This is a genomic window from Streptomyces scabiei 87.22 (assembly GCF_000091305.1).
GTDB classification, from domain to species: Bacteria; Actinomycetota; Actinomycetes; order Streptomycetales; family Streptomycetaceae; genus Streptomyces; species Streptomyces scabiei.
In genome coordinates this window covers 7,216,220-7,235,392 of sequence record NC_013929.1, presented here as the reverse complement: position 1 = coordinate 7,235,392, position 19,173 = coordinate 7,216,220, and the positions used below count along the sequence as shown (strand labels likewise).

14 protein-coding genes are annotated in these 19,173 nt (G+C 73.2%); 6 read left to right on the top strand and 8 right to left on the bottom strand.

All coding sequences use genetic code 11. The features are described 5' to 3' along the window. Window positions 1-56: 56 nt before the first annotated feature. The 3 genes from SCAB_RS31270 to SCAB_RS31260 are packed head-to-tail and all read right to left on the bottom strand — an operon-like array spanning window position 57 to window position 3,417. Window positions 57-1,136 carry a prenyltransferase gene (locus SCAB_RS31270; protein ID WP_013004105.1) on the bottom strand — a complete coding sequence of 360 codons (1,080 nt, stop codon included), beginning with the start codon at window positions 1,134-1,136 and terminating at the stop codon, window positions 57-59. Beyond that, entirely contained in the window at window positions 1,133-1,900 is a 768-nt protein-coding gene (locus tag SCAB_RS31265) for a class I SAM-dependent methyltransferase (RefSeq protein ID WP_013004104.1), read from the bottom strand. Before SCAB_RS31265 ends, SCAB_RS31270 begins: the two co-directional genes overlap by 4 nt. Beyond that, a complete protein-coding gene (locus SCAB_RS31260) occupies window positions 1,894-3,417 on the bottom strand; it encodes a glycosyltransferase family 4 protein (RefSeq protein WP_013004103.1) in 1,524 nt (507 codons plus the stop codon). The genes SCAB_RS31265 and SCAB_RS31260 overlap by 7 nt, the downstream gene beginning before the upstream one ends. Window positions 3,418-3,689: 272 nt before the next feature. On the opposite strand from SCAB_RS31260, the gene SCAB_RS31255 reads away from it, so the two are divergent. Next, the gene (locus tag SCAB_RS31255) at window positions 3,690-4,328 is read left to right on the top strand and encodes a TetR family transcriptional regulator (RefSeq protein WP_037725296.1); all 639 of its coding nucleotides are present in this window, start codon (window positions 3,690-3,692) and stop codon (window positions 4,326-4,328) included. Between the two features lie 402 nt (window positions 4,329-4,730). Here SCAB_RS31255 and SCAB_RS31250 read toward each other — a convergent pair whose 3' ends face one another. From SCAB_RS31250 to SCAB_RS31240, 3 genes are read right to left on the bottom strand one after another with little or no spacing between them, the layout of a single operon-like run. Then, the gene (locus tag SCAB_RS31250) at window positions 4,731-5,597 is read right to left on the bottom strand and encodes a tetratricopeptide repeat protein (RefSeq protein WP_013004101.1); all 867 of its coding nucleotides are present in this window, start codon (window positions 5,595-5,597) and stop codon (window positions 4,731-4,733) included. Window positions 5,598-5,652: 55 nt separating this feature from the next. Next, a complete protein-coding gene (locus SCAB_RS31245) occupies window positions 5,653-5,886 on the bottom strand; it encodes a ferredoxin (protein WP_013004100.1) in 234 nt (77 codons plus the stop codon). A gap of 6 nt (window positions 5,887-5,892) precedes the next feature. Next, window positions 5,893-7,386 (bottom strand): aldehyde dehydrogenase, encoded by a 1,494-nt coding sequence (locus SCAB_RS31240; protein WP_013004099.1) that lies wholly within the window; start codon window positions 7,384-7,386, stop codon window positions 5,893-5,895. A 164-nt stretch (window positions 7,387-7,550) separates the two neighbouring features. On the opposite strand from SCAB_RS31240, the gene SCAB_RS31235 reads away from it, so the two are divergent. Continuing rightward, window positions 7,551-8,570, top strand: a complete 1,020-nt coding sequence (locus tag SCAB_RS31235) for an MBL fold metallo-hydrolase (protein ID WP_013004098.1) — start codon at window positions 7,551-7,553, stop codon at window positions 8,568-8,570. Here the strand turns inward: SCAB_RS31235 and SCAB_RS49300 are convergent. Next, window positions 8,551-9,636, bottom strand: coding sequence for a phosphotransferase (locus SCAB_RS49300; protein WP_013004097.1), 1,086 nt, complete (start codon window positions 9,634-9,636; stop codon window positions 8,551-8,553). The genes SCAB_RS31235 and SCAB_RS49300 overlap by 20 nt on opposite strands. 553 nt (window positions 9,637-10,189) lie before the next feature. Here SCAB_RS49300 and SCAB_RS31225 point away from each other — a divergent pair. From SCAB_RS31225 to SCAB_RS31210, 4 genes are all read left to right on the top strand, one after another. After that, window positions 10,190-10,600 (top strand): aggregation-promoting factor C-terminal-like domain-containing protein, encoded by a 411-nt coding sequence (locus tag SCAB_RS31225; protein WP_013004096.1) that lies wholly within the window; start codon window positions 10,190-10,192, stop codon window positions 10,598-10,600. Between the two features lie 188 nt (window positions 10,601-10,788). Next, window positions 10,789-12,600, top strand: coding sequence for a S8 family serine peptidase (locus SCAB_RS31220; protein WP_013004095.1), 1,812 nt, complete (start codon window positions 10,789-10,791; stop codon window positions 12,598-12,600). A gap of 34 nt (window positions 12,601-12,634) precedes the next feature. Then, window positions 12,635-13,840, top strand: a complete 1,206-nt coding sequence (locus SCAB_RS31215) for a ComEC/Rec2 family competence protein (protein ID WP_013004094.1) — start codon at window positions 12,635-12,637, stop codon at window positions 13,838-13,840. Beyond that, the gene (locus tag SCAB_RS31210; RefSeq protein WP_013004093.1) at window positions 13,837-15,159 is read left to right on the top strand and encodes a patatin-like phospholipase family protein; all 1,323 of its coding nucleotides are present in this window, start codon (window positions 13,837-13,839) and stop codon (window positions 15,157-15,159) included. Before SCAB_RS31215 ends, SCAB_RS31210 begins: the two co-directional genes overlap by 4 nt. Before the next feature lie 36 nt (window positions 15,160-15,195). On the opposite strand, the gene SCAB_RS31205 is transcribed toward SCAB_RS31210, so the two are convergent. Then, on the bottom strand, window positions 15,196-18,969 hold the full coding sequence (locus tag SCAB_RS31205) for an nSTAND1 domain-containing NTPase (RefSeq protein WP_041671093.1): 3,774 nt from the start codon (window positions 18,967-18,969) through the stop codon (window positions 15,196-15,198). Window positions 18,970-19,173 lie beyond the last annotated feature (204 nt).

The window sequence follows — 19,173 nt, the reverse complement described above, 5'->3', positions numbered from 1 at the left end:
TCCGTCCGGGAACTCCGCGACCAGCCCCACGCCGCTCACGCGCACCGTCCCCTGCCTCAGCAGCACTCCGAGTCGTCGAAGTCGTCCAGCCCGCGCGGCAGGCGCTCCCCGCCGAAGACCGTGCAGGTCGCCTCGTCGCCGCCCAGCGCGGCCACGGCCAGCAGTACGGATCCGGCGGTCCAGGAGGTCAGTTCCTCGGGCCAGACGGCCCGGTCCTCGAAGACGTAACCCGTCCAGTACAGGCCCGAGGCGGGGTCACGCAGGTGCTGGATGGACTGGAGGATGTCCAGGGCGCGGTCGGACTCGCCCATCGCCCAGAGGGCCAGGGCGAGTTCGGCCGACTCGCCGCCGGTCACCCACGGGTTGGGGACCACGCAGCGGACGCCGAGGCCGGGCACGACGAAGCGGTCCCAGCCCTCCTCCACCCGGGTCTTGGCCTCGGTGCCGGTCAGGGCGCCGCCGAGGACGGGGTAGTACCAGTCCATCGAGTAGCGGTCCTTGTCGAGGAACCGCTCGGGGTGCCGTCGTATGGCGTGCCGGAGCGCGCCGACCGCCAGCTCCCAGTCGGGCTGGGGTTCCTCACGCTGTTCGGCGATGGCGAGCGCGCAGCGCAGTGCGTGGTGGATGGACGAACTGCCGGTCAGCAGGGCGTCGTTCACCGGGGTGCCGTCGTCCTCGCGCTTCCAGCCGATCTGGCCGCCGGGCTGCTGGAGCCGCAGGACGTACTCGATCGCCGCGTAGACGGCGGGCCACATGCGGTCGAGGAAGGTGTCGTCGCCGGTGGCCAGGTAGTGGTGCCAGACGCCGACGGCTATGTAGGCGACGAAGTTGGTCTCGCGGCCCCGGTCGGTGACGTCGTCGGGGTCCCCGTCGGCGTAGGCGGCGTACCAGGAGCCGTCGGGGTTCTGGTGCCGGCTCAGCCAGGCGTAGGCGCGTTCGGCGGCCTCGTGCTCGCCGGCCGCGTCCAGGGCCATGGCCGCCTCGGTGTGGTCCCAGGGGTCGAGGTGGTGTCCCCGGAACCACGGGATGGCACCGTCCGCGCGCTGCACCGCGAGGATGCCCCGCACGGTGGCGGCGGCCTCCTCCGCGGTGAGGACCCCGGGCAGGACCAGGTGTTCTGTCCGGGGCGTCGTCACTTGGCGGCCGCCTCGAAGACGCCGCCGGCGTCCCGGTCGGCCAGCGGTGGCAGGTGCGGCTTGGTGGCGTAGGCCACGAAGCTCTTGCCGATCACCGGGTTCAGCGCCTCCTCGGCGACCCGGGTGAGCAGCGGCTTCTTCATGATGTCCCAGACCAGCAGCTTGTGGTACGCCCGCACGGGCAGCGCCTTGTCGTTGTCGACGCCGAACGCGCACTTCAGCCACCAGTACGGCGAGTGCAGGGCGTGCGCGTGGTGGGTGCCGTACGGCTGGAGGCCCGCCTCGCGGATCCTGGCCAGCAGTTCGTCGGCCTTGTAGATGCGGATGTGGCCGCCCTCGACCTCGTGGTAGGCGTCGGAGAGCGCCCAGCAGACCTTCTCGGGGCCGTAGCGCGGGACGGTGATGGCTATGCGGCCGCCGGGCCGCAGCACCCGGACCATCTCGGCCAGGACGCCCTTGTCGTCGGGGATGTGCTCCATCACCTCGGAGATGATGACGACGTCGAAGGACTCGTCGGGGAAGGGCAGTGCGAGGGCGTCGCCCTCCATGGCCGTCGCGGTGGCACCCTCGGGTGCCTCGCCGGCCTCCTTCATCGCCGCGAACCACTTGGCGACCTCGCGGATCTCCTCGCCGTTCTGGTCGAGGGCCACGACCTGGGCGCCGCGCCGGTAGCACTCGAAGGCGTGCCGGCCCGCTCCACAGCCGAGATCCAGGACCCGGTCCCCCGGGGCGAGGGGGAACCGGGAGAAATCGACGGTCAGCACGTGGCCCTGCTTTCGCGGTTGGCGCTTTCGCGGTTGGTCTCGACTGTGCCGCCGGCGGCCGGGACGCCCTCGTGGGTCTCCCCGTCCTCGGCGGCGTGGGCGGCGGGGGCGGCATCGGGGGCCGCGGGGGCCGCGGGGACTTCGGCGAGGGGGCGTTCCGCCGGTGCGGGGCTCGCGGCGGTCTGCGTCCGGCGGCCCTCGGCGCGGGCCACGGCCTCGCGGTAGTGGGCCACCGTGCCCTCGGCGGCGCGGGCCCAGGTGAAGCGCCGGAGCACCCGTTCGCGGCCGGCGCGGCCGAGCCGCCGCCGGAGTTCCGGGTCGCCGAGGAGCCGGGTCAGGGCGGCGGCCAGGGCGCCCGCGTCGCCCGGGGGCACGGCGAGGCAGGTCTCGCCGTCGGGTCCGGCGACCTCCGGTATGGCTCCGCCGGTGGTAGCGACCAGCGGCGTGGCGGTGGCCATGGCCTCGGCGGCGGGCAGGGAGAACCCCTCGTACAGCGAGGGCACGCAGGCGGCCTCGGCCGAGCGGACCAGGTCGACGAGTTCGGCGTCCGAGATGCCCTTGACGAACTCGACGGCGCCTTCGAGGCCGTAGCGCTCGACGGCTTGGGCGACCGGGCCCTCGGTGGGCCGCTTGCCGACGACGACGAGGTGGGCGGCGGGGTGCTCGGCGCGCACCTTGGCGAGCGCCTCGACGAGGAAGACGAGGCCCTTGAGCGGCACGTCCGCGCTGGAGGTGGTGACGATCCGGCCCGGGATCCGGGCCACGGCCGGGTCCGGCGAGAAGAGGTCGGTGTCGGCGCCTATGTGCACGACGTGCATGCGGTCGTCGCGGACGCCGAGGTGGTCGACTATCTCCTGGCGGGAGGTGCCGGAGACGGTGAGCACGGACGGCAGCCGTCGCGCGACCCGCTTCTGCATGCGCGTGAAGGCGTACCAGCGGCGCACGGACATCCGCCGCTGCCATCCCTCGGCCGCGTCCAGCTCCAACTGCCGGTCCACGGTGATGGGGTGGTGGATGGTGGTGACCAGGGGTGCGCCGACATCGCCCAGCAGCCCGTACCCGAGGGTCTGGTTGTCGTGGACGACGTCGAACTCCCCGCGCCGGGCCCGCAGATGGCGGCGGGCACGCAGGGAGAACGTCAGGGGCTCGGGGAAGCCGCCGGTCCACATCGTCGCCACTTCGAGGGCGTCCACCCAGTCGCGGTACTCGTCCCGCTTCGGGGTGCGGAAGGGGTCGGGCTGGCGGTAGAGGTCGAGGCTCGGCAGCTCGGTCAGGGAGACCCCGCCCGGACCGTCGACGGGCACGGCGTCCTCGTCGAGCACCGGGTAGGGCTGGGAGCCGATCACCTCGACCCGGTGGCCGAGGTGGGCCAGCTCGCGCGAGAGGTGCCGTACGTAGACGCCCTGTCCCCCGCAGAACGGGTTCCCCTTATAGGTGAGGAGGGCGATGGTGAGCGGTCGCTCGCCGTCCGCGGCGAGGTCACGTCGGGACCCCGCCTGACTGGCCTCCGCGGTCACTCCTGGCCCCCTTCTCACTGCGATTTCCCGTGAGATTACGACGAGACGGTAATCTAGAACAAGTTTCAGAGTTGATCGTTCGAGAGGCTCTGAATCTACCGGCTGGTAGAACGGCTGTGAGAGGTGGATCAGGTGATTCACGCCACGGCACACGCCCTGGCATGCTATTTGATCGCATACCCTCACCGACCGTCACGACTGTCACGACCCTCACCGACCGTCACGACCCTCACGACTGTCACGACCCTCACGACTGTCACGGAACGAGACCCATGCCTGCGGAAGTCAAGGTGGAAGCCGGCGCCGGGCGACCGGACTCACCGCCCCTCACGGAGCGGCAGGAGGCCCGTCGGCGCCGCATCCTGCACGCGAGTGCACAGCTGGCCAGCCGGGGCGGTTTCGACGCCGTGCAGATGCGGGAGGTCGCCGAGTCCTCGCAGGTCGCGCTCGGCACGCTCTACCGCTACTTCCCGTCCAAGATCCATCTGCTGGTCGCCACGATGCAGGACCAGCTGGAGCACATGCACGGCACGCTCCGCAAGAAGCCCCCGAGCGGCGCGACGGCGGCCGAGCGCGTCGCCGAGACCCTGATGCGCGCCTTCCGCGCGCTGCAGCGCGAGCCCCATCTCGCCGACGCCATGGTCCGCGCGCTGACCTTCGCCGACCGCAGCGTCAGCCCCGAGGTCGACCAGGTCTCCCACCAGACGACCGCGATCATCCTCGACGCCATGGGGCTGGAGAACCCGGGGCCGGAACAGTTGTCGGCGGTGCGGGTCATCGAGCACACCTGGCACTCGGCCCTCATCACCTGGCTGTCCGGCCGCGCCTCGATCGCCCAGGTGAAGATCGACATCGAGACGGTGTGCCGCCTGATCGACCTGACGGCCCCGGACCGGCGGACGCAGCCCTGAAGGGCGGGCGGGAAGCCGTAAACGTGGGAAGACAGCCGGAACGGCGGGAACGCGGGAACGCGGGAACGGCGGCAACAGGCAAGAACGGCAGGAAAAGACCTACGAGACGGGTTCCTGCGCCGGTACCGCTCACCTCCGGCGTCAGGTGCTGGGGTCACCGTCAGGCCCTGTCGTGCTGCCTTCCGGCCTCTCAGCCCGACCGTCGACGTCGGCACCGGCGGATCTGCTGCCTCACGCCGCTGTCGGCTACTTCGGTCGGCTCCCTCACTCGTCTCGTAGGCCGATTTCCACCATAGAACGCCCCACAGGGAAGACAACCCCCTGAAGGGAACTTTTTCGACTTTTCCGACATTCGGGCACTCCGGTACTCCGGCACTCCGGGCGGTGGCGCTTCCCCTCCCTCTACGCCACGGCCTCCAGCCCGCTCCAGCTGCGCCCGATCGCCTTCTCCCCCGCCCACCGGCCGAGCAGGCGGCGGGCCTCGTCCTCCGGGGCCGCGAGGGAGACACGCTGGGCGCCGGCGCTGGGCGCCCGGGGCTCCTTGTGGAGAGTGCCCTCGCTGCAGCAGGCGCAGTAGGTCGTCAGGGTGTCGGCCGGCTCGGCGGCGAAGCCGTGGTCGGCGAAGAGGGCGACGAGGGTGTCCAGGTCCTCCGGTTCACCGGCCGCGACCGTCACCTGGAACGTGGGCAGGTCGGACGACTCGAAGAGCAGCAGCTCGTCGAAGACCGGGAAGGCCGAGCCGTCGACGACGCGTTCACCGTTGGGCTCACCGTCGTGGAGGACGATCTCGCCGTGCCGGCGGCCGCCGGTCACGGGGACGCTGAGCACGCGTCCGCGCGTCGGGCACAGCCGCTCGATCCACACCACCTCGCGCGAGCCCTCGGTGTCCAGACGGACGCAGGCATGCCCGAAGCGGCCGTGGATCTCGCCCTCGCCGTCGGGCAGGGTGATGCCGAAGCCGGCCCAGGCGTCGCGGGCGACGGCCCAGTCGTGGCGGACCGTGGCCGCGATGCCCAGGTTCCAGAAGGCGGGGTCGCCCTCTCCGCGCGGTGCGCGGGCGGCGGCCTGGACACCGAGTTCGTACGCCTTGTCCCAGTCGCGCAGGAACTTGTGGCCTAGGGCGGCGTCGTACCACCACGCCGCGCTCGGCTTCTCGTCCGGGAAATGGGCGAGCACCTGTTCGTAGAGGTCGGCGGCGCGCTGCCACTCCTCGGCCTCCCATGCCTCCCGCGCCTGCCTGATCAATTCCCTGGCCTCGGACTTCCGCACGCTTTCCCGCTCCGGCTTCCCGATCGTTGTCGTACCGACCGCAGAGCGTAGGCCGCTACTCCTCCGGCGGGAACACCGGCTCCCCACTGCCCGGCAGGGCGATCGCGATCGCCTCCACCGGGCAGCCCTCGGCCGCCTTCAGGATGCGTTCGTTGGCGTCGGTGTCGGGGGCGACGGGGTGGGACTGCATGGCGGAGTCGAGGCGGAAGGCGTCCGGGGCCAGGTGCGTGCACTGGGCGGAGCCGATGCAGACGGCGCGGTCGACCTCCACGTGCCAGCGGTCACCCATCGCCGGTCACTCCTCCCCGTCGACGGTGAGGGTGGTGACGCCGGGCGGCTCGTAGCCGGCCGGGAGGTGGATCATCTTGTGCTCCAGGTACTCGCCGTAGCCCTCGGGGCCGAACTCCCGTCCCAGGCCGGAGTTCTTGTAGCCGCCGAAGGGGCCGAGCATGTCGAGGCTGAAGGTGTTGACGGAGTAGGTGCCGGTGCGGACCCGGCGGGCGACGTCGATGCCGCGTTCGTCGTCGGCGGTCCAGACGCTGCCGCTGAGGCCGTAGTCGGAGTCGTTGGCGATACGGACGGCGTCGGCTTCGTCGCCGTACGGGAGGAGGCAGATCACCGGGCCGAAGATCTCCTCGCGGGCGATGCGCATGGAGTTGTCGACGTCGCCGAAGAGGGTCGGCTCCACGTACCAGCCGCGTTCCAGGCCGGCGGGACGGCCGCCGCCGGTGAGGATCTTGGCGCCCTCCTCCTGGCCGATGCGGATGTAGTCGAGGCTGCGGCGCTGCTGGCGCTCGGCGACCAGGGGGCCGAGTTCGGTGGCCGGGTCGAGGGGGTCGCCGATCTTCAGCGCGGAGGCGTAGCCCGCGAACGCCTCGGCGAACTCGTCGTAGCGGGAGCGGGGGACGAGGATGCGGGTCTGGGCTACGCACGCCTGACCGTTGATCATCCAGGCGAAGGGGGCGATGCCGTTGACGGCGGTCTGCGCGTCCGCGTCCGGCAGGATCACCGCCGCCGACTTGCCGCCCAGTTCCAGGGTGACCCGGGTGAGGTTGCGGGCGGCGACCTCCATGACCCGCTTGCCCGCGGCGACCGAACCGGTGAAGGAGACCTTGTCGACGCCCGGGTGCCCCACCAGGTACTCGCTGACCTCGCGGTCGGCGGGGAGGACGGACAGCACGCCCTCGGGCAGGCCCGCCTCGGCGGCTATCTCCGCCAACAGGTAGGCGTCCAGGGGGGTTTCGGGCGAGACCTTCAGGATCGCCGGGCAGCCGGCGAGGAGGGCGGGGGCGAGCTTCGCGGCGGCGGTGAACTGGGGGACGTTCCAGGGGACGACGGCCGCGACGACCCCGACCGGTTCGCGCCGCACCAGGATCTTGCCGAGTACGCCGTCGCGCCGCTCCTCGTAGGTGAATCCGCGGGCCGTCGTGATCGCCGCGTCCCACACCAGCATCGACGCGAGCGCCTGCACCATCACGCTGGAGGTGACCGGGGTGCCGTTCTCGGAGCTGATGATCCGGGCGAACTCCTCGTGGCGTACGGCGAAGGCGTCCTTGATCCGGGTGACGACCTCGACGCGTTCGTCGAGGGTCATGCGCGGCCAGGGGCCGTGGTCGAAGGCGTGGCGTGCGGCGGCCACGGCCCGGTCGACGTCCGCGCGCGACGCGTGCGGGACGCGGCCGATGACCTCCTCGGTGTGCGGTGAGACCACCTCGATGACATCGGTGCCCAGGGGGTCGGTCAACTCCCCGCCGATGAACAGCTGTCCGTGTTCCACGAGTTCGGTCATGGCCGCTGCCTCCCGGAGCCACTTCTCTGACGTACCGTCAGTTTCTGGTAGAGAACTGATACCAGTTCCCGGGGGAGGAGTCCATGTCGTCCGCCTACGGACGGCCGTGATCGCGCGCCCGCATGCCCGTCCCTGGTGGAACCCGTTCTAGTTATAGTGAGTTCATGACACACGTGACCGATCACGGCGGAGGCGTACGGTCCATCGAGGTCCCCATCCCGGACAACCCGCTCGGCCACACCCTCGTGTACGTCGTCGACACCGACCGGGGGCCTGTCCTCGTCGACACCGGCTGGGACGACCCGGCGTCCTGGGACACGCTCGCCGCCGGACTGACGGCGTGCGGTACGTCGGTCGCGGAGGTCCACGGGGTCGTGATCACGCACCACCACCCCGACCACCACGGCCTGTCGGGGGCGGTGCGCGAGGCGTCCGGGGCGTGGATCGCCATGCACGCGGCGGACACGGCGATCGTGCGGCGCACGCGCGGGACGGGCCCGGACCGCTGGTTCACGTACATGACGGACAAGCTCACGGCGGCGGGCGCGCCCGAGGAGCACCTCGCGCCGCCGCGCCGCCCCGGCGCGCTGCCCGGCTTCTCCCCCGCGCTCCCCGACCGCGAGATCGCCCCCGGCGAACTCCTTGACCTCCCCGGCCGCCGCGTCCGCGCGATCTGGACGCCGGGGCACACACCGGGGCACGTCTGCCTCCACCTGGAGGAGGCGCACCCCTCCGGACTGCCCGGCCACGGGCGCCTGTTCTCCGGCGACCATCTCCTTCCCGAGATCAGCCCGCACATCGGCCTCTACGAGGACCCCGACGACGACACCGTCACCGACCCCCTCGGCGACTACCTCGACTCCCTGGAACGCATCGGCCGCCTCGGTGCCGCCGAGGTCCTGCCCGCCCATCAGTACGCGTTCACCGACTCCGCCACCCGCGTGGAGGAGCTGCTGGCCCACCACGAGTCCCGGCTCACCGGCCTGCTCACCCTGCTCGCGACCCCCCTCACCGCCTGGCAGCTCGCCGAACGCATGGAGTGGAACCGCCCCTGGTCCCAGATCCCCTTCGGCTCCCGCAACATCGCGGTCTCCGAGGCGGAGGCACACCTCCGCCGCCTGGTGAAGCTGGGGCGGGCGGAGGCGGTACCGGGGAGCGATCCGATCACGTACGCGGCGGCCTGAGGGCGGTCGCCCGGTGATCCTTGACGGCTCGGGCCAACTCCTCTGCGGCTGAGATGAGTTCGACCTCGCGCGTGGTCATCGTCGGCGTGGCCGCCCGGCGTCGTCCCGCCTCGACGAGCCCCTCCTCCGTCAGGGCGGAGGGCCCTTCGGGCCGGTGGCCGAGGAGGGAGACGAGGACGGCGTGGGCCATCGCCGCGCGTGCGTCAGACACGTCGACGGCGACCTGGGCCAGGATCATCGCGGACATGCCCCAGTCGAGGCCGGGCGGTCCTTCCTCGGCGTTGCTCCAGTCGATGACCTGGGGGCCCCGGGACGTGAGGATGACGTTGTCGGGGTGCAGGTCCAGGTGGAGAACACGAGAACCGGGAGCCGCGTCGCGGGGCGGGAGAGCATGGAGGGCGTGGAGGAGGCGGGCCAAGGTGGCGCCCGCCTGGGCCGGGTCGATCAGGTCGGTGGCCAGGGCCTCCAGCATCGTCGGGCCGGACAGACGCTCCAGCACCATCTCCGTACGGGTCGCCGAGCGCACGCGCGGGACGGGGTACCCATGACGCCGGACGTAGGCCATGACCTCGGCCTCGGCGGCCGCGTCACCCCAGCCGTCCCGGTAGCGCCTCAGCACCCAGGCCGCGGTGGCCCCTGCCGGGCTCGCGGGGCCGCGGGTTCCGGCGTGGTCGCCGGGGCCGCCCGAATCGGTAAGGCTGTCGAGGCCGGCTTGGCCGCCGGGGCCACCCGTTCCGGCATGGCCCCCGGGGCTGTCTCCGTCCGGGCCGCCGGGGCCGCCGCTTCCGGTATGGCCGCCTATGCCGGTACGGCCGTCGAGGCCGGTACGGCCAGAATGGCCGCCGATTCCGGTCAGGTCTCCGGGACCGCCTACGTCAGGGCCGGTGTGGCCGGCGCGTCCGGCATGCTCGTCGCTTCCGTCGCCGTCGGCCCGTCCGTCGGGGGCGGAGGGTTCGAGGGAGGGCGTGAGGCCGACGTCGGCGGGCGGTGGGGACTCGTCCTCGTCGAGGTGAAGTTCGTACACGTCGGCCGTGCGGCCCGATCCCAGCAGTCTCCCCATGCGCATGGCCCGAACCTAACCCGGCGCCCGGGTCCGGCGACCGCTTTCCCCGCGTACCGCCTGCCACGGCCCGCGGTCGGCACTCGGGCCCGCGCGGTCGTCACCGCCGCCCTGCCCCGCACCCTCTGCCCCCGCCGTTGAAGGCCCTGCGCCAGGCCACCCCGGGCGCCGCGTGCGAGAGCGCGGTCACATTCGCCCCGCTCTTCGGTGAACGCTGCGCGCCGTGGGGATCACCGTCCGTCGCAAGGGCGGTGAAGCAGCCCACAGGGCCCACATCACATACGAAGCGGGGTCGTAGATCGAAGTTCGTGGCATGCGCATGCCTAAACGCCCGCTGACCTGCGCAATGAGAGCCACGTCACAGGCGGGGCCCTCGGCGCGGATACGACCACAACTAGCAAAAGGGGTCATTGCGGACGTTCGCTCGGGCTGTTTCTCTGGAGGAGTCGCACGGCGCCGACGAGCCCACCCGGGCCTCGGCGCCGACGTACGCCCCCACCGCACACCGTGTGGTGAAGGCATGCCCGCGACGGCCATGTCCCCGTAGAAAAGGATCCCCGTGACCCGCTCCGCTCTCCGCCGCATCGCCTCCCCGAAGAAGGCCCTCGCCGGTGTCACCCTGGCCGCTGCCGCCACCGGTGCGCTGTTCGCCGCCGCGCCCGCCCAGGCCGCGTCGGAGGCCTCCCAGGCCCAGGCTGTCGCGAAGAAGATGATCGGGAACTCGGCCCAGTACACGTGCTTCTCCCACATCGTCGACCACGAGAGCGACTGGAACATCCACGCGACGAACGCGTCCTCCGGCGCCTACGGCCTGGTCCAGGCGCTCCCCGGCTCGAAGATGTCCTCCGCGGGCTCCGACTGGAAGAACAACGCCGCCACCCAGATCAAGTGGGGCGTTGACTACATGAAGGACCGCTACGGCAGCCCCTGTGGCGCGTGGAACTTCTGGCAGGCCAACAACTGGTACTGATCCGGCACGACTCGTGCCCCCGGCCGAACCGGCCGGAGCGGCCGAACCTGACCGAAGGCGGCGGCCCCCGATCCCCCGGGCCGCCGCCTTCTTCGTCGTGTCCGCCCCGGATGCGGGGGCCGGGGCCGGGGCGGAGAATGGAGGGAGTCCCTGAAGTCCCTCCCACGCCACGCGCATCGGGAGCCACGATGGACCGATCGGAACTCCTGGCGGTGTTCTACGGGACGGGCCCCGTCCCCGTCCTCTGGGCGACCGACTGCCCCGTGCACTTCGACGTGTGGCTGGCCTTCTCCGAACCGCCGACGCCACCGTCGACGCAGCTGCCGGTGCCACCGCCGACGCCACCGACACCGGCGTCGCCCTCGTCCGCGTACCGGCAGGATCTGATTCTCGCCGTCCGCGAGGAGTACGGGGTCGAGCGGGCCCTGGAACGCCTGCAGATGCTGCGGCTGACGGAGGCGGCCCGGCCGGTCGCGGCCGGGAGCTTCGTCGTGGCGCAGCTGACGCTGGAGGAACTGGTGACGGTGCTGCTGCCGTTGACCAGTCTCGCCGGGGTCGTGCGGGTCGCCCACGAACTCGCCGTCGAGAGCGGCGCGGAGGGGATCGACGCGGCGCTGCGGGGGCACATCCGGGCGCCGGCGACCAGCGAGATCCACGACAACATGCGGCGCCGGCAGGAACGCGGCCGGCAACTCACCTGGTTCCTCAACCTGTTGGCGAGGGTGGTGGCGGACGCGAGCGGACACCCGCGTCACCAGGACGTCACCGGCACGCTCGTCCGCATGCTGGCCGAGGCCGTCCCGGACGTGTACCCGGTGCGGGGCGCCCACAGCCCGGTCGGACAGGTCGTCGACCGGCGGCAGAAGTACCCCGTGGTCTCCGTGACGACGAACCGACGGGCCACCCGCGCGGTGGTCCGGTCGCGGCGGACCATCAAGGCCGACGCCGCCGAGCAGGTGTTCTCGGTGGACAGCGCCTCCATCGGCTGGGCCGTCGTGGACAGCGGCATCGACGCGCGGCACTCGGCGTTCCACGAGTGGGACACCGCCGTCACACCGCCGCGCAGACTGGAGTCGCGCATCGCCCGCTCCTTCGACTTCACCTGCGTACGGGCGAAACTCCCCGACGACGCGCTGGTCAACGGGCTGGTGAACTGGACGGCCGCCCTGCCGTCCGTGGAGGTCGGCCCGGCCCCCGGTCCGCCCGCCCCGGGGCAGCCGGACCCGTATGTGCCGCCGGGCGACCAGCACGGCACGCACATCGCCGGGATCATCGGCGGCTGGTGGCCGGAGCTGGAGTTCAGGGGCATCTGCCCGCGCATCCGGCTGTACGACTTCCGGGTGCTGAACGACGACGGCGAGGGCGACGAGTTCTCCATCGTCACCGCGCTGCAGGCCATCCGGCACATCAACGAACAGGCGGGGCGGTTCGTCATCGCCGGGGTCAACCTCAGTCTGTCGGTGCCGCACGACGTCGCCACCCACTCCACGGGGTGGACACCGGTGTGCGTCGAGTGCGACCGGCTGACCCGGTCCGGGGTGGTCGTGGTGACGGCCGCCGGGAACGCCGGATTCACCGGGGCCGTACGCACGCTGGGCACCGGTTTCCAGGACATCAGCATCTCCGACCCCGGCAACGCGGAGTCCGTCATCACGGTCGGCTCCACCCACCGCAGCAATCCGCACCGCCACGGCGTCAGTTACTTCTCCAGCCGTGGCCCCACCGGCGACGGGCGGCCCAAACCCGACCTGGTGGCGCCGGGGGAGGACATCGACGGGCCGATCCCCGGCGAGGGCATCGCCGCCATGCACGGCACCAGCCAGGCGGCGGCACACGTCAGCGGGGCCGCGGCCATGCTGCTGGCCCGCTACCGCGAGTTGCTCGGCCGCCCCGAGCGCGTGAAGGAGATCCTCTGCGCGACGGCGACCGACCTCGCCCGTGAACGCAACTTCCAGGGCCATGGGCTCGTCGACGTACTGCGCGCCATGCAGTCCGTGTGACGGCCGAGCCACCGGCCCGGCGAGGCAGGCGACCATGCTGACCTTCGATTTCCTCGATGCCCGCCACGGCGACTGCTTCCTCGTCCGCTGGGACGCGGAGCGGGACGGACAAGGGCCCGAGGGCGGACATGACCCCGGGAACGGGCGGGGCCCGGACGGCGAACGGGTCATGCTCGTCGACGGCGGCCCCTCCCCCGTCTACCGGGCCTCCCTGCAGGGCCGGTTGCACCGGCTCACCGGCCCGGACGGGGACCGCGCCCGCCCGGGCGGCCAGGACCGGGACGGCGACCCGCCCGCACACGATCCCCCGCGCGACGGCCTCCCTCCCCACCTCGACGTCGTCTGCCTCTCCCACGTCGACGACGACCACGCGGGCGGACTCGTGCGCCTCTTCCGGGACATGCGGCAGGCCCAGCACGACGGTGAGGCCCTGCCGTACGACGTGGACGCGCTGTGGTTCAACTCCGTGGAGGAGCTGGTCGACCGGCACGTTCCCGGCCTGAGCGCCTCCGTCCACCCGCTCCTCGAACACGCCGCCGCCTCCGAAGCGGCGGTGACGGCCAGCTACAACCAGGGCCGGGACATCCGCGACGCGGCCGTCGCCCTGCGCCTGGACGGCAACGCCCCGTTCGGCGGCCCCCTCACCGAGGGCGCCGAGGCGACCCTGCACGACCTGGACGTCACGGTCGTCGCGCCGGACGAGGGCGCGCTGGCCGAGCTGGCGGAGAAGTGGCACGAGGCGAGACGGCGCGGCGACCCGGAGGTCATCTCGGCGGCCTACGCGGACGATTCGGTGCCGAACCTCTCCAGCATCGTGCTGCTCCTGCGGCACGCGGACGGCACCGCCCTGCTCACCGGCGACGCCCGCGGCGACCACGTCCTCGCCGGGCTGCGCGCGCTGGACCTGCTCGACGACGCCGCCCCGTTCCACGTGGACCTGCTGAAACTCCCGCACCACGGCAGCGAGCGCAACGTGGAGCCGGACTTCTTCGAGCGGATCCGGGCCGACCACTACGTCATCTCGGCCGACGGCGTCCGCCACCACCACCCGGGCGAGGACACCCTGCGGTGGCTCGTGGAGTCCCGCGCGCCCGAGGACGAGTACGTCGTCCACCTCACCAACCACATCCCCTTCGCCGAGGAGGCGCTGGCGGAACTGCGGGCGGACCGGGCCTTCGAGGTCGAGGTCAGGGGCCCCGCCGACCAGGCGCTCGTCATCACGATGGGAGACCGGCCATGACCAGGTCCCGGCACGCGCACGACACCTTCACACGCCCCGCCCCCCGCCCCGCACCGCCGGAGGCCGCCCCCTCCCCCGCGGCGCGCCCCGGCCCGTCCGACGGCCCGGCGTGGGCCGTCGACTCCCCCGCCCTCGGCACCGGCCTGACCGCCCGCCCCTGCGGGGACCCGCTCCGCCCGGCCGAACCGCCGCCCGCCACCGGCACCCCGGTCGCCCTCGCCCTCTCCGGCGGCGGCTTCCGCGCCACGCTCTCCGCCCTGGGCTTCGTCCGTCTGCTGGCCGACGCCGGGCTGCTGCGCCATCTGCGCTACGCGTCGTCCGTGTCCGGCGGCTCGATAGCGAACGCGTGCCTGGCCACCGCCTGGCCGGCCCTGCGGGAGCGGAACTTCACCCCGCGAGCCGTGGACGAGCTGGTGACCGCCCCCGTCGTCGACCACGTCTCCTCCCACTCCCTCAAGCGGTCGCTGCTGCGCGACATCTGGCGCACCCTCGGCCCCACCACCCGCACCGATCTCTTGGCCCGGCGCCTCGACGACTGGTTCCTCGGCGAGACCGAGCTGGCCGACCTCGACCCCCAGGTCCGCTGGATCGTCAACGCCGCCAACATGACCACGGGCGTCCGCTTCGGCTTCGAACGCGACGTGTACGGCGACTACTCCATCGGCCTCGCCCGCACGGCGGGCACGGGCCTGCGTCTGAGCCGCGCCGTCTCGGCCTCGGCCGCCGTGCCCGGACTCCTCCCGCCCGTGGTCCTCGACGGCTCCCCCTTCCCCTGCGCCGCACACGACCCGGCCCTCCTGGACGGCGGCACCTACGACAACACCGGCCTGGAGGCCATCGACGGCGACCGCTACCGCCGTACGTTCCTGTGCGCACTCAACGCGGGCGGCCTGCTGCGTCCCGGCATGTACGGCCGCATCCCGGTGATCCGCGACCTGGCGAGAGCCAACTCGCTCCTCTACCGCCAGAGCACCACGCTCCGCACCCGGGCCACGATCGAGCGCTTCCGGCGCGCCGCGGCGCTCGGCCCCGTCGGCGAACTCCCGGACGGGGCCCGCCGGGGCATCCTCGTGCAGCTCTCCACGGACTTCCCGGACGCGGACCCGCTGCCGCACCGCTGGCGCGCGGCCTTCCCGGAACACCGCACGCACGACGGCCGCGACCTCGCCCTCGTCCCCACCGTCTTCGACCGGCTCAGCCCGTCCCTGTGCCGGGCCCTGGTCCACCGGGGCTGGTGGCTCGGCGGCGCCGCTCTCGCCGCCTACCACCCCGGGCTGCTCCCGTCCGACCTGAGCGCCCTCGACCCGCCGGAGCTGTGAGCACCGGCGGTACGGCCCCGGCGGCCCGGCCCGGCTTCAGCACACCCGGCCCGGCTCCCCGTCCGGCAGGTACAGCGCCCGCTCCGGCCGGGTGAGGTCGCGGTGAACGGCCCGGCAGATGCCGGTGACCGCCCGGGCCGGGAGCGGCAGGTCCACGTCCCACAGGCTCAGCCGGTCGCGGCGGCCGCCGACGACGAGGGTGCGGCCGTCGGGGCTGAACGCGGGCCGCAGCGTGCCGCCCCCGTCGGGGAAACTGGCGCGCGCGTACCTCGTGGCGGTGTCCCACAGCCGTACCGCGCCGCCGCCGACCGTGGCGAGGGTGCGGCCGTCGGGGCTGAAGGCCAGCTCGACGGGGCCGTCCGTGAGGCTGACGGTGAGGGTGGCGTCGAGGTGTCCGGTGCCGGTGTCCCACAGCCGCACCTTGCCGTCGGACTCGGCGGAGGCGAGCGTACGGCCGTCCGGGCCGAAGGCCATCGCCTGCACCTGCCGGAAGAGGGGCGGGCCGCCGCTCGCCGTCCTCGGCGGGACGCCGCCGCGGGGTTCGGCGAGCGTGGACCGGACCCGCCCGGTGGCCGGGTCACGGAGCCGGATCGTCCCGTCCCCGCTCCCGGCGGTGGTGGCGAAGACGTCCCCCGTGGGGCTGAACGCCACGGGCGAGCCCTCCTCCGCCTCGGGCAGTTCCACCCGCGGGCGCCCCGTGCGGGCGTCCCACAGCACGAGCCCCTCGCCCACCGTCACCAGCGTCCTTCCGTCGGGGCTGAACGCCATCCCGTTGACGAACCGGACCGGGAACGTGGTCCGGATCCGCCGGGTGGCGACGTCCCACAGCTGCCCCCGGGGGCCGGCGGTGACGGCCAGGGTCCTGCCGTCGGGACTGAAGAGGACCGGTCCGCCGCCGGCCGGCCCGTCCATGAGGGTGCCCCGCGGGCGGCGGGTGGCCGCGTCCCACAGCCGGACCGCACCACGGGTCCTCCCGTCGCGCACGTTCGTCTCGTCGCTGCTGGTGGCGATGGTGTCGCCGTCCGGGCCGTAGGCGACCGACCGCAGGTCTCCGCCGGGGACGTGCAGGGTGGCGCGGGGGCGGTTCGTGCCCACCTTCCACAGCCGGACCCCGACGTCGCCGCCGCCGAAGCTGCCGGCCTCGTCGCCCGTCGCCAGCCGGTTCCCGTCCGGGCTGAACGCCACCGACATGACCGGGCTGGTGTGGCCGGTGAGGGTGGTGCGGGCCCGTCCGGTGGCGGGGTCCCACAGACGCACGGTGCCGTCGTAGCTGCCGGCGGCCAGGGTTCTGCCGTCCGGGGCGAACGCCAGGGACTCCACGCGGCTGCTGGCGCTGGTGAGCGTGGTCCGCCGGGTGCCGTCGGCCACGTTCCACAGATGGACGGTGCCGTCCTCGGTGCCGGTGGCCAGGGTCTTCCCGGTGTGGTCGAAGGCGAGTGAACTGACCACTCCCGTGGTGCTCCTGAGGGTGAACAGCACCCGGCCGGTCGTCAGGTCCCACAGCTGCGCGGTGCGGTTCCGGACGCTGGTGGCGAGGGTGCGCCCGTCGGGGCCGAACGCGACCGCCATCTCCAGGCCGGTGGGGCCCCGGAGCGTGGTCGTGACGCGGCCGTCGGCCACGTCCAGCACCTGCCCGCTCTCCGTGACGGCGAGTGCGCGCCCGTCGCGGTCGAAGCCCACCGCGGCCATGTTGTCGTCGTCGGGGTGACGGACGGCGACCGAGGCCCGGACGCGCCCGGTGTCCGGGTCCCACAGCCGTGCCTCGTCATTGCCGCCGGTGACGAGGGTCCTGCCGTCCGGGCCGAAGGCCAGGGTGCGGACGAACTCGGGGGTGTCCCGGCCCGCATGTCCGCCGAACACCTTCCGGGTACGGCCGGTCGCCGGGTCCCACAGCCGTACCGTGCCGTCGAAGGCGCCGCTGGCGAGGGTCTCGCCGTCGGGGCTGTAGGCCAGGGCCGACACGGTCGCGGTGTGTCCGGTCAGCCGGTGTTCCAGAGGTACGGCCGCGGCGGCGTACAGGCTCCGGGTGGCCTCGCGGGTGGGGCTCGTCCGGTACGCCTTGATGGCCAGCAGGGAGGCGAGATCGGTGTCGCTGTCCAGCAGCGCGGCGGACTGGGCCGCCAACTGGCGGGAGAGGCCGTCCCGTTGGGCGTCGAGGGCGGTGCGGCGCTGCCAGTAGGCGACGGCGGTCGCGGTGAGCGCGAGGGCGAGGAGGCAGGCGAGGGAGCCGACGAGGACGCGGAGCCGGCGGGTGCTCCGGGCGCGGGCGCGTTCCTCCTGGTCGAGGGCGGAGATGCCGGCCGCCAGGAAGGCGGCCTCCCGGTCGGTCAGGTCGTCGGTGTGGCGCGGGCCCCCGAAGTACTCCCGTGCCGTGGCGAGCCGGCTTCCCCGGTACAGCGCGCCGGCGTCGCGGCCCAGTTCCTCCCAGGCGCGGGCCGCCTCGGTCAGCTGCCGGTGGGCCCGCAGACGGTCCCGGTCCTCCTCGATCCAGCCGCGCAGCCGGGGCCAGGCCGTGATGAGCGCCTCGTGGGCGAGGTCGACGGCCGGGCCGTCGAGGGTGAGCAGACGGGCCCGGGTGAGGGCCTCCAGGACCTCGGCGACCTCCTCCCGGCCGGTGCCGGTGGCCTCCAGTTCGGCCCGGTCGGCGGGCCTGCGGGTGTCGGGGGTGCCGTCGCCGGGGGTGATCAGCCGCAGCAGCACCCGGCGGGCCGTCACCGCCTCGGCCCCGGTGAACCGGCCGTACACGTCCTCGGCGGTCTTGGCGATGGCCCCGTCCAGGCCACCGGCCGCCTCGTACCCGGCGAGGGTCAGTGTCTTGCCCCTGCGGCGCCGCCAGGTCTCCAGCAGGACGTGGGACAGCAGCGGCAGACCGCCGGGCGCGTCGGTGATCTCCTCGACCAGCCGTGCGGTCAGGGCCCTTTCCACGGTCAGCCCGGCGGCCGCGGCGGGCTTGACGACGACCTCGCGCAGCTCCGCCGGACTCATCGGCCCGGCCAGCAGGTTGGCGTCCCCCAGCGCCCCGGCCAGCTCACGGTGTTCGGCGCAGCGGCCGTAGAAGTCCGCGCGCACGGCGATCAGGACGCGCAGCCGGCTCCCGGGATCGCGGGCGGTGAGCAGCAGGTCGATGAACCGGTTCCGTTCGGCCGGGTCGTGGCAGAGGGTGAAGACCTCCTCGAACTGGTCGACGACCACGAGGGTGTCGCCGGTGGCGGCGCCGTCGCCGGGAGCGCTCGCCCGCCTCAGCAGCTCATGCGTGCGGGACAGGCGGTCGCCGGGCGTCAGGATCCGGATCCCGGACAGCCGGCTGCCCCGCTCCCCCGACTCCCGGAGAACGGGGATGAGACCGGCACGCAGCAGGGAGGACTTGCCGATCCCCGACGGACCGAAGACCGCCGCGAACCTGCGGCGGCCCAGCAGTGCGGCCAGCTCGGCGGTGAGGCCGTCCCGGCCGAAGAAGAGCCCGCTGTCGCCGGTCTCGAACCGGGCGAGCCCGCGGTACGGCGGTGCCGCGTCCGCCCCCTCGTTCTCCGGGTCGAACGCGGCGGCCTCCTCGACGGCCCGGTGCCAGCGGCTCTCCCACTCCGCGAGGTCGCCTCCGCAGGCCCCCGCGAAGGCCAGGGCCACCGGCAGCGTGGGCAACTGCTCACCGCCGGCCGCCTGGGAGAGGGTGGTGATCGAGTAGCCCGCGCGCGTGGCCATCGCCCGGTAGGTGAGGCCGCCCGCCTCGGTCCGCAGCTTCCGCAGCTCGAACGCGAACCGTTGTACCGGTCCGGCCCCCGGATCGACCGGCACCTCACGACGACCCGCCACCGCGCTGTTCCCCTCCACCTCGCCCGTACCGTTCCGGAGGACCAACGTACGCATCCGTCCGGCTAAGCGGAGAGGGAGCGTCCGGCCATTGTTTGGCAGGCTCGACACCCCTGCCTGACAATGCGCGATCCGGTGGAATCAGTGCTGTGGGCGGTACGGGGGCCGCACACGGAGCGGCACGCCCACGGGGGACGTGCCGCTCAC

What these genes read in the sequence shown, in the direction of transcription:
- SCAB_RS31245 (WP_013004100.1), bottom strand. Translation starts at nt 5,886, where the DNA reads ATGGGTGACCGCTGGCACGTGGAGGTCGACCGCGCCGTCTGCATCGGC.
- SCAB_RS31240 (WP_013004099.1), bottom strand. Translation starts at nt 7,386, where the DNA reads ATGACCGAACTCGTGGAACACGGACAGCTGTTCATCGGCGGGGAGTTG.
- SCAB_RS49300 (WP_013004097.1), bottom strand. Translation starts at nt 9,636, where the DNA reads ATGCGCATGGGGAGACTGCTGGGATCGGGCCGCACGGCCGACGTGTAC.
- SCAB_RS31210 (WP_013004093.1), top strand. Translation starts at nt 13,837, where the DNA reads ATGACCAGGTCCCGGCACGCGCACGACACCTTCACACGCCCCGCCCCC.
- SCAB_RS31215 (WP_013004094.1), top strand. Translation starts at nt 12,635, where the DNA reads ATGCTGACCTTCGATTTCCTCGATGCCCGCCACGGCGACTGCTTCCTC.
- SCAB_RS31255 (WP_037725296.1), top strand. Translation starts at nt 3,690, where the DNA reads ATGCCTGCGGAAGTCAAGGTGGAAGCCGGCGCCGGGCGACCGGACTCA.
- SCAB_RS31235 (WP_013004098.1), top strand. Translation starts at nt 7,551, where the DNA reads ATGACACACGTGACCGATCACGGCGGAGGCGTACGGTCCATCGAGGTC.
- SCAB_RS31220 (WP_013004095.1), top strand. Translation starts at nt 10,789, where the DNA reads ATGGACCGATCGGAACTCCTGGCGGTGTTCTACGGGACGGGCCCCGTC.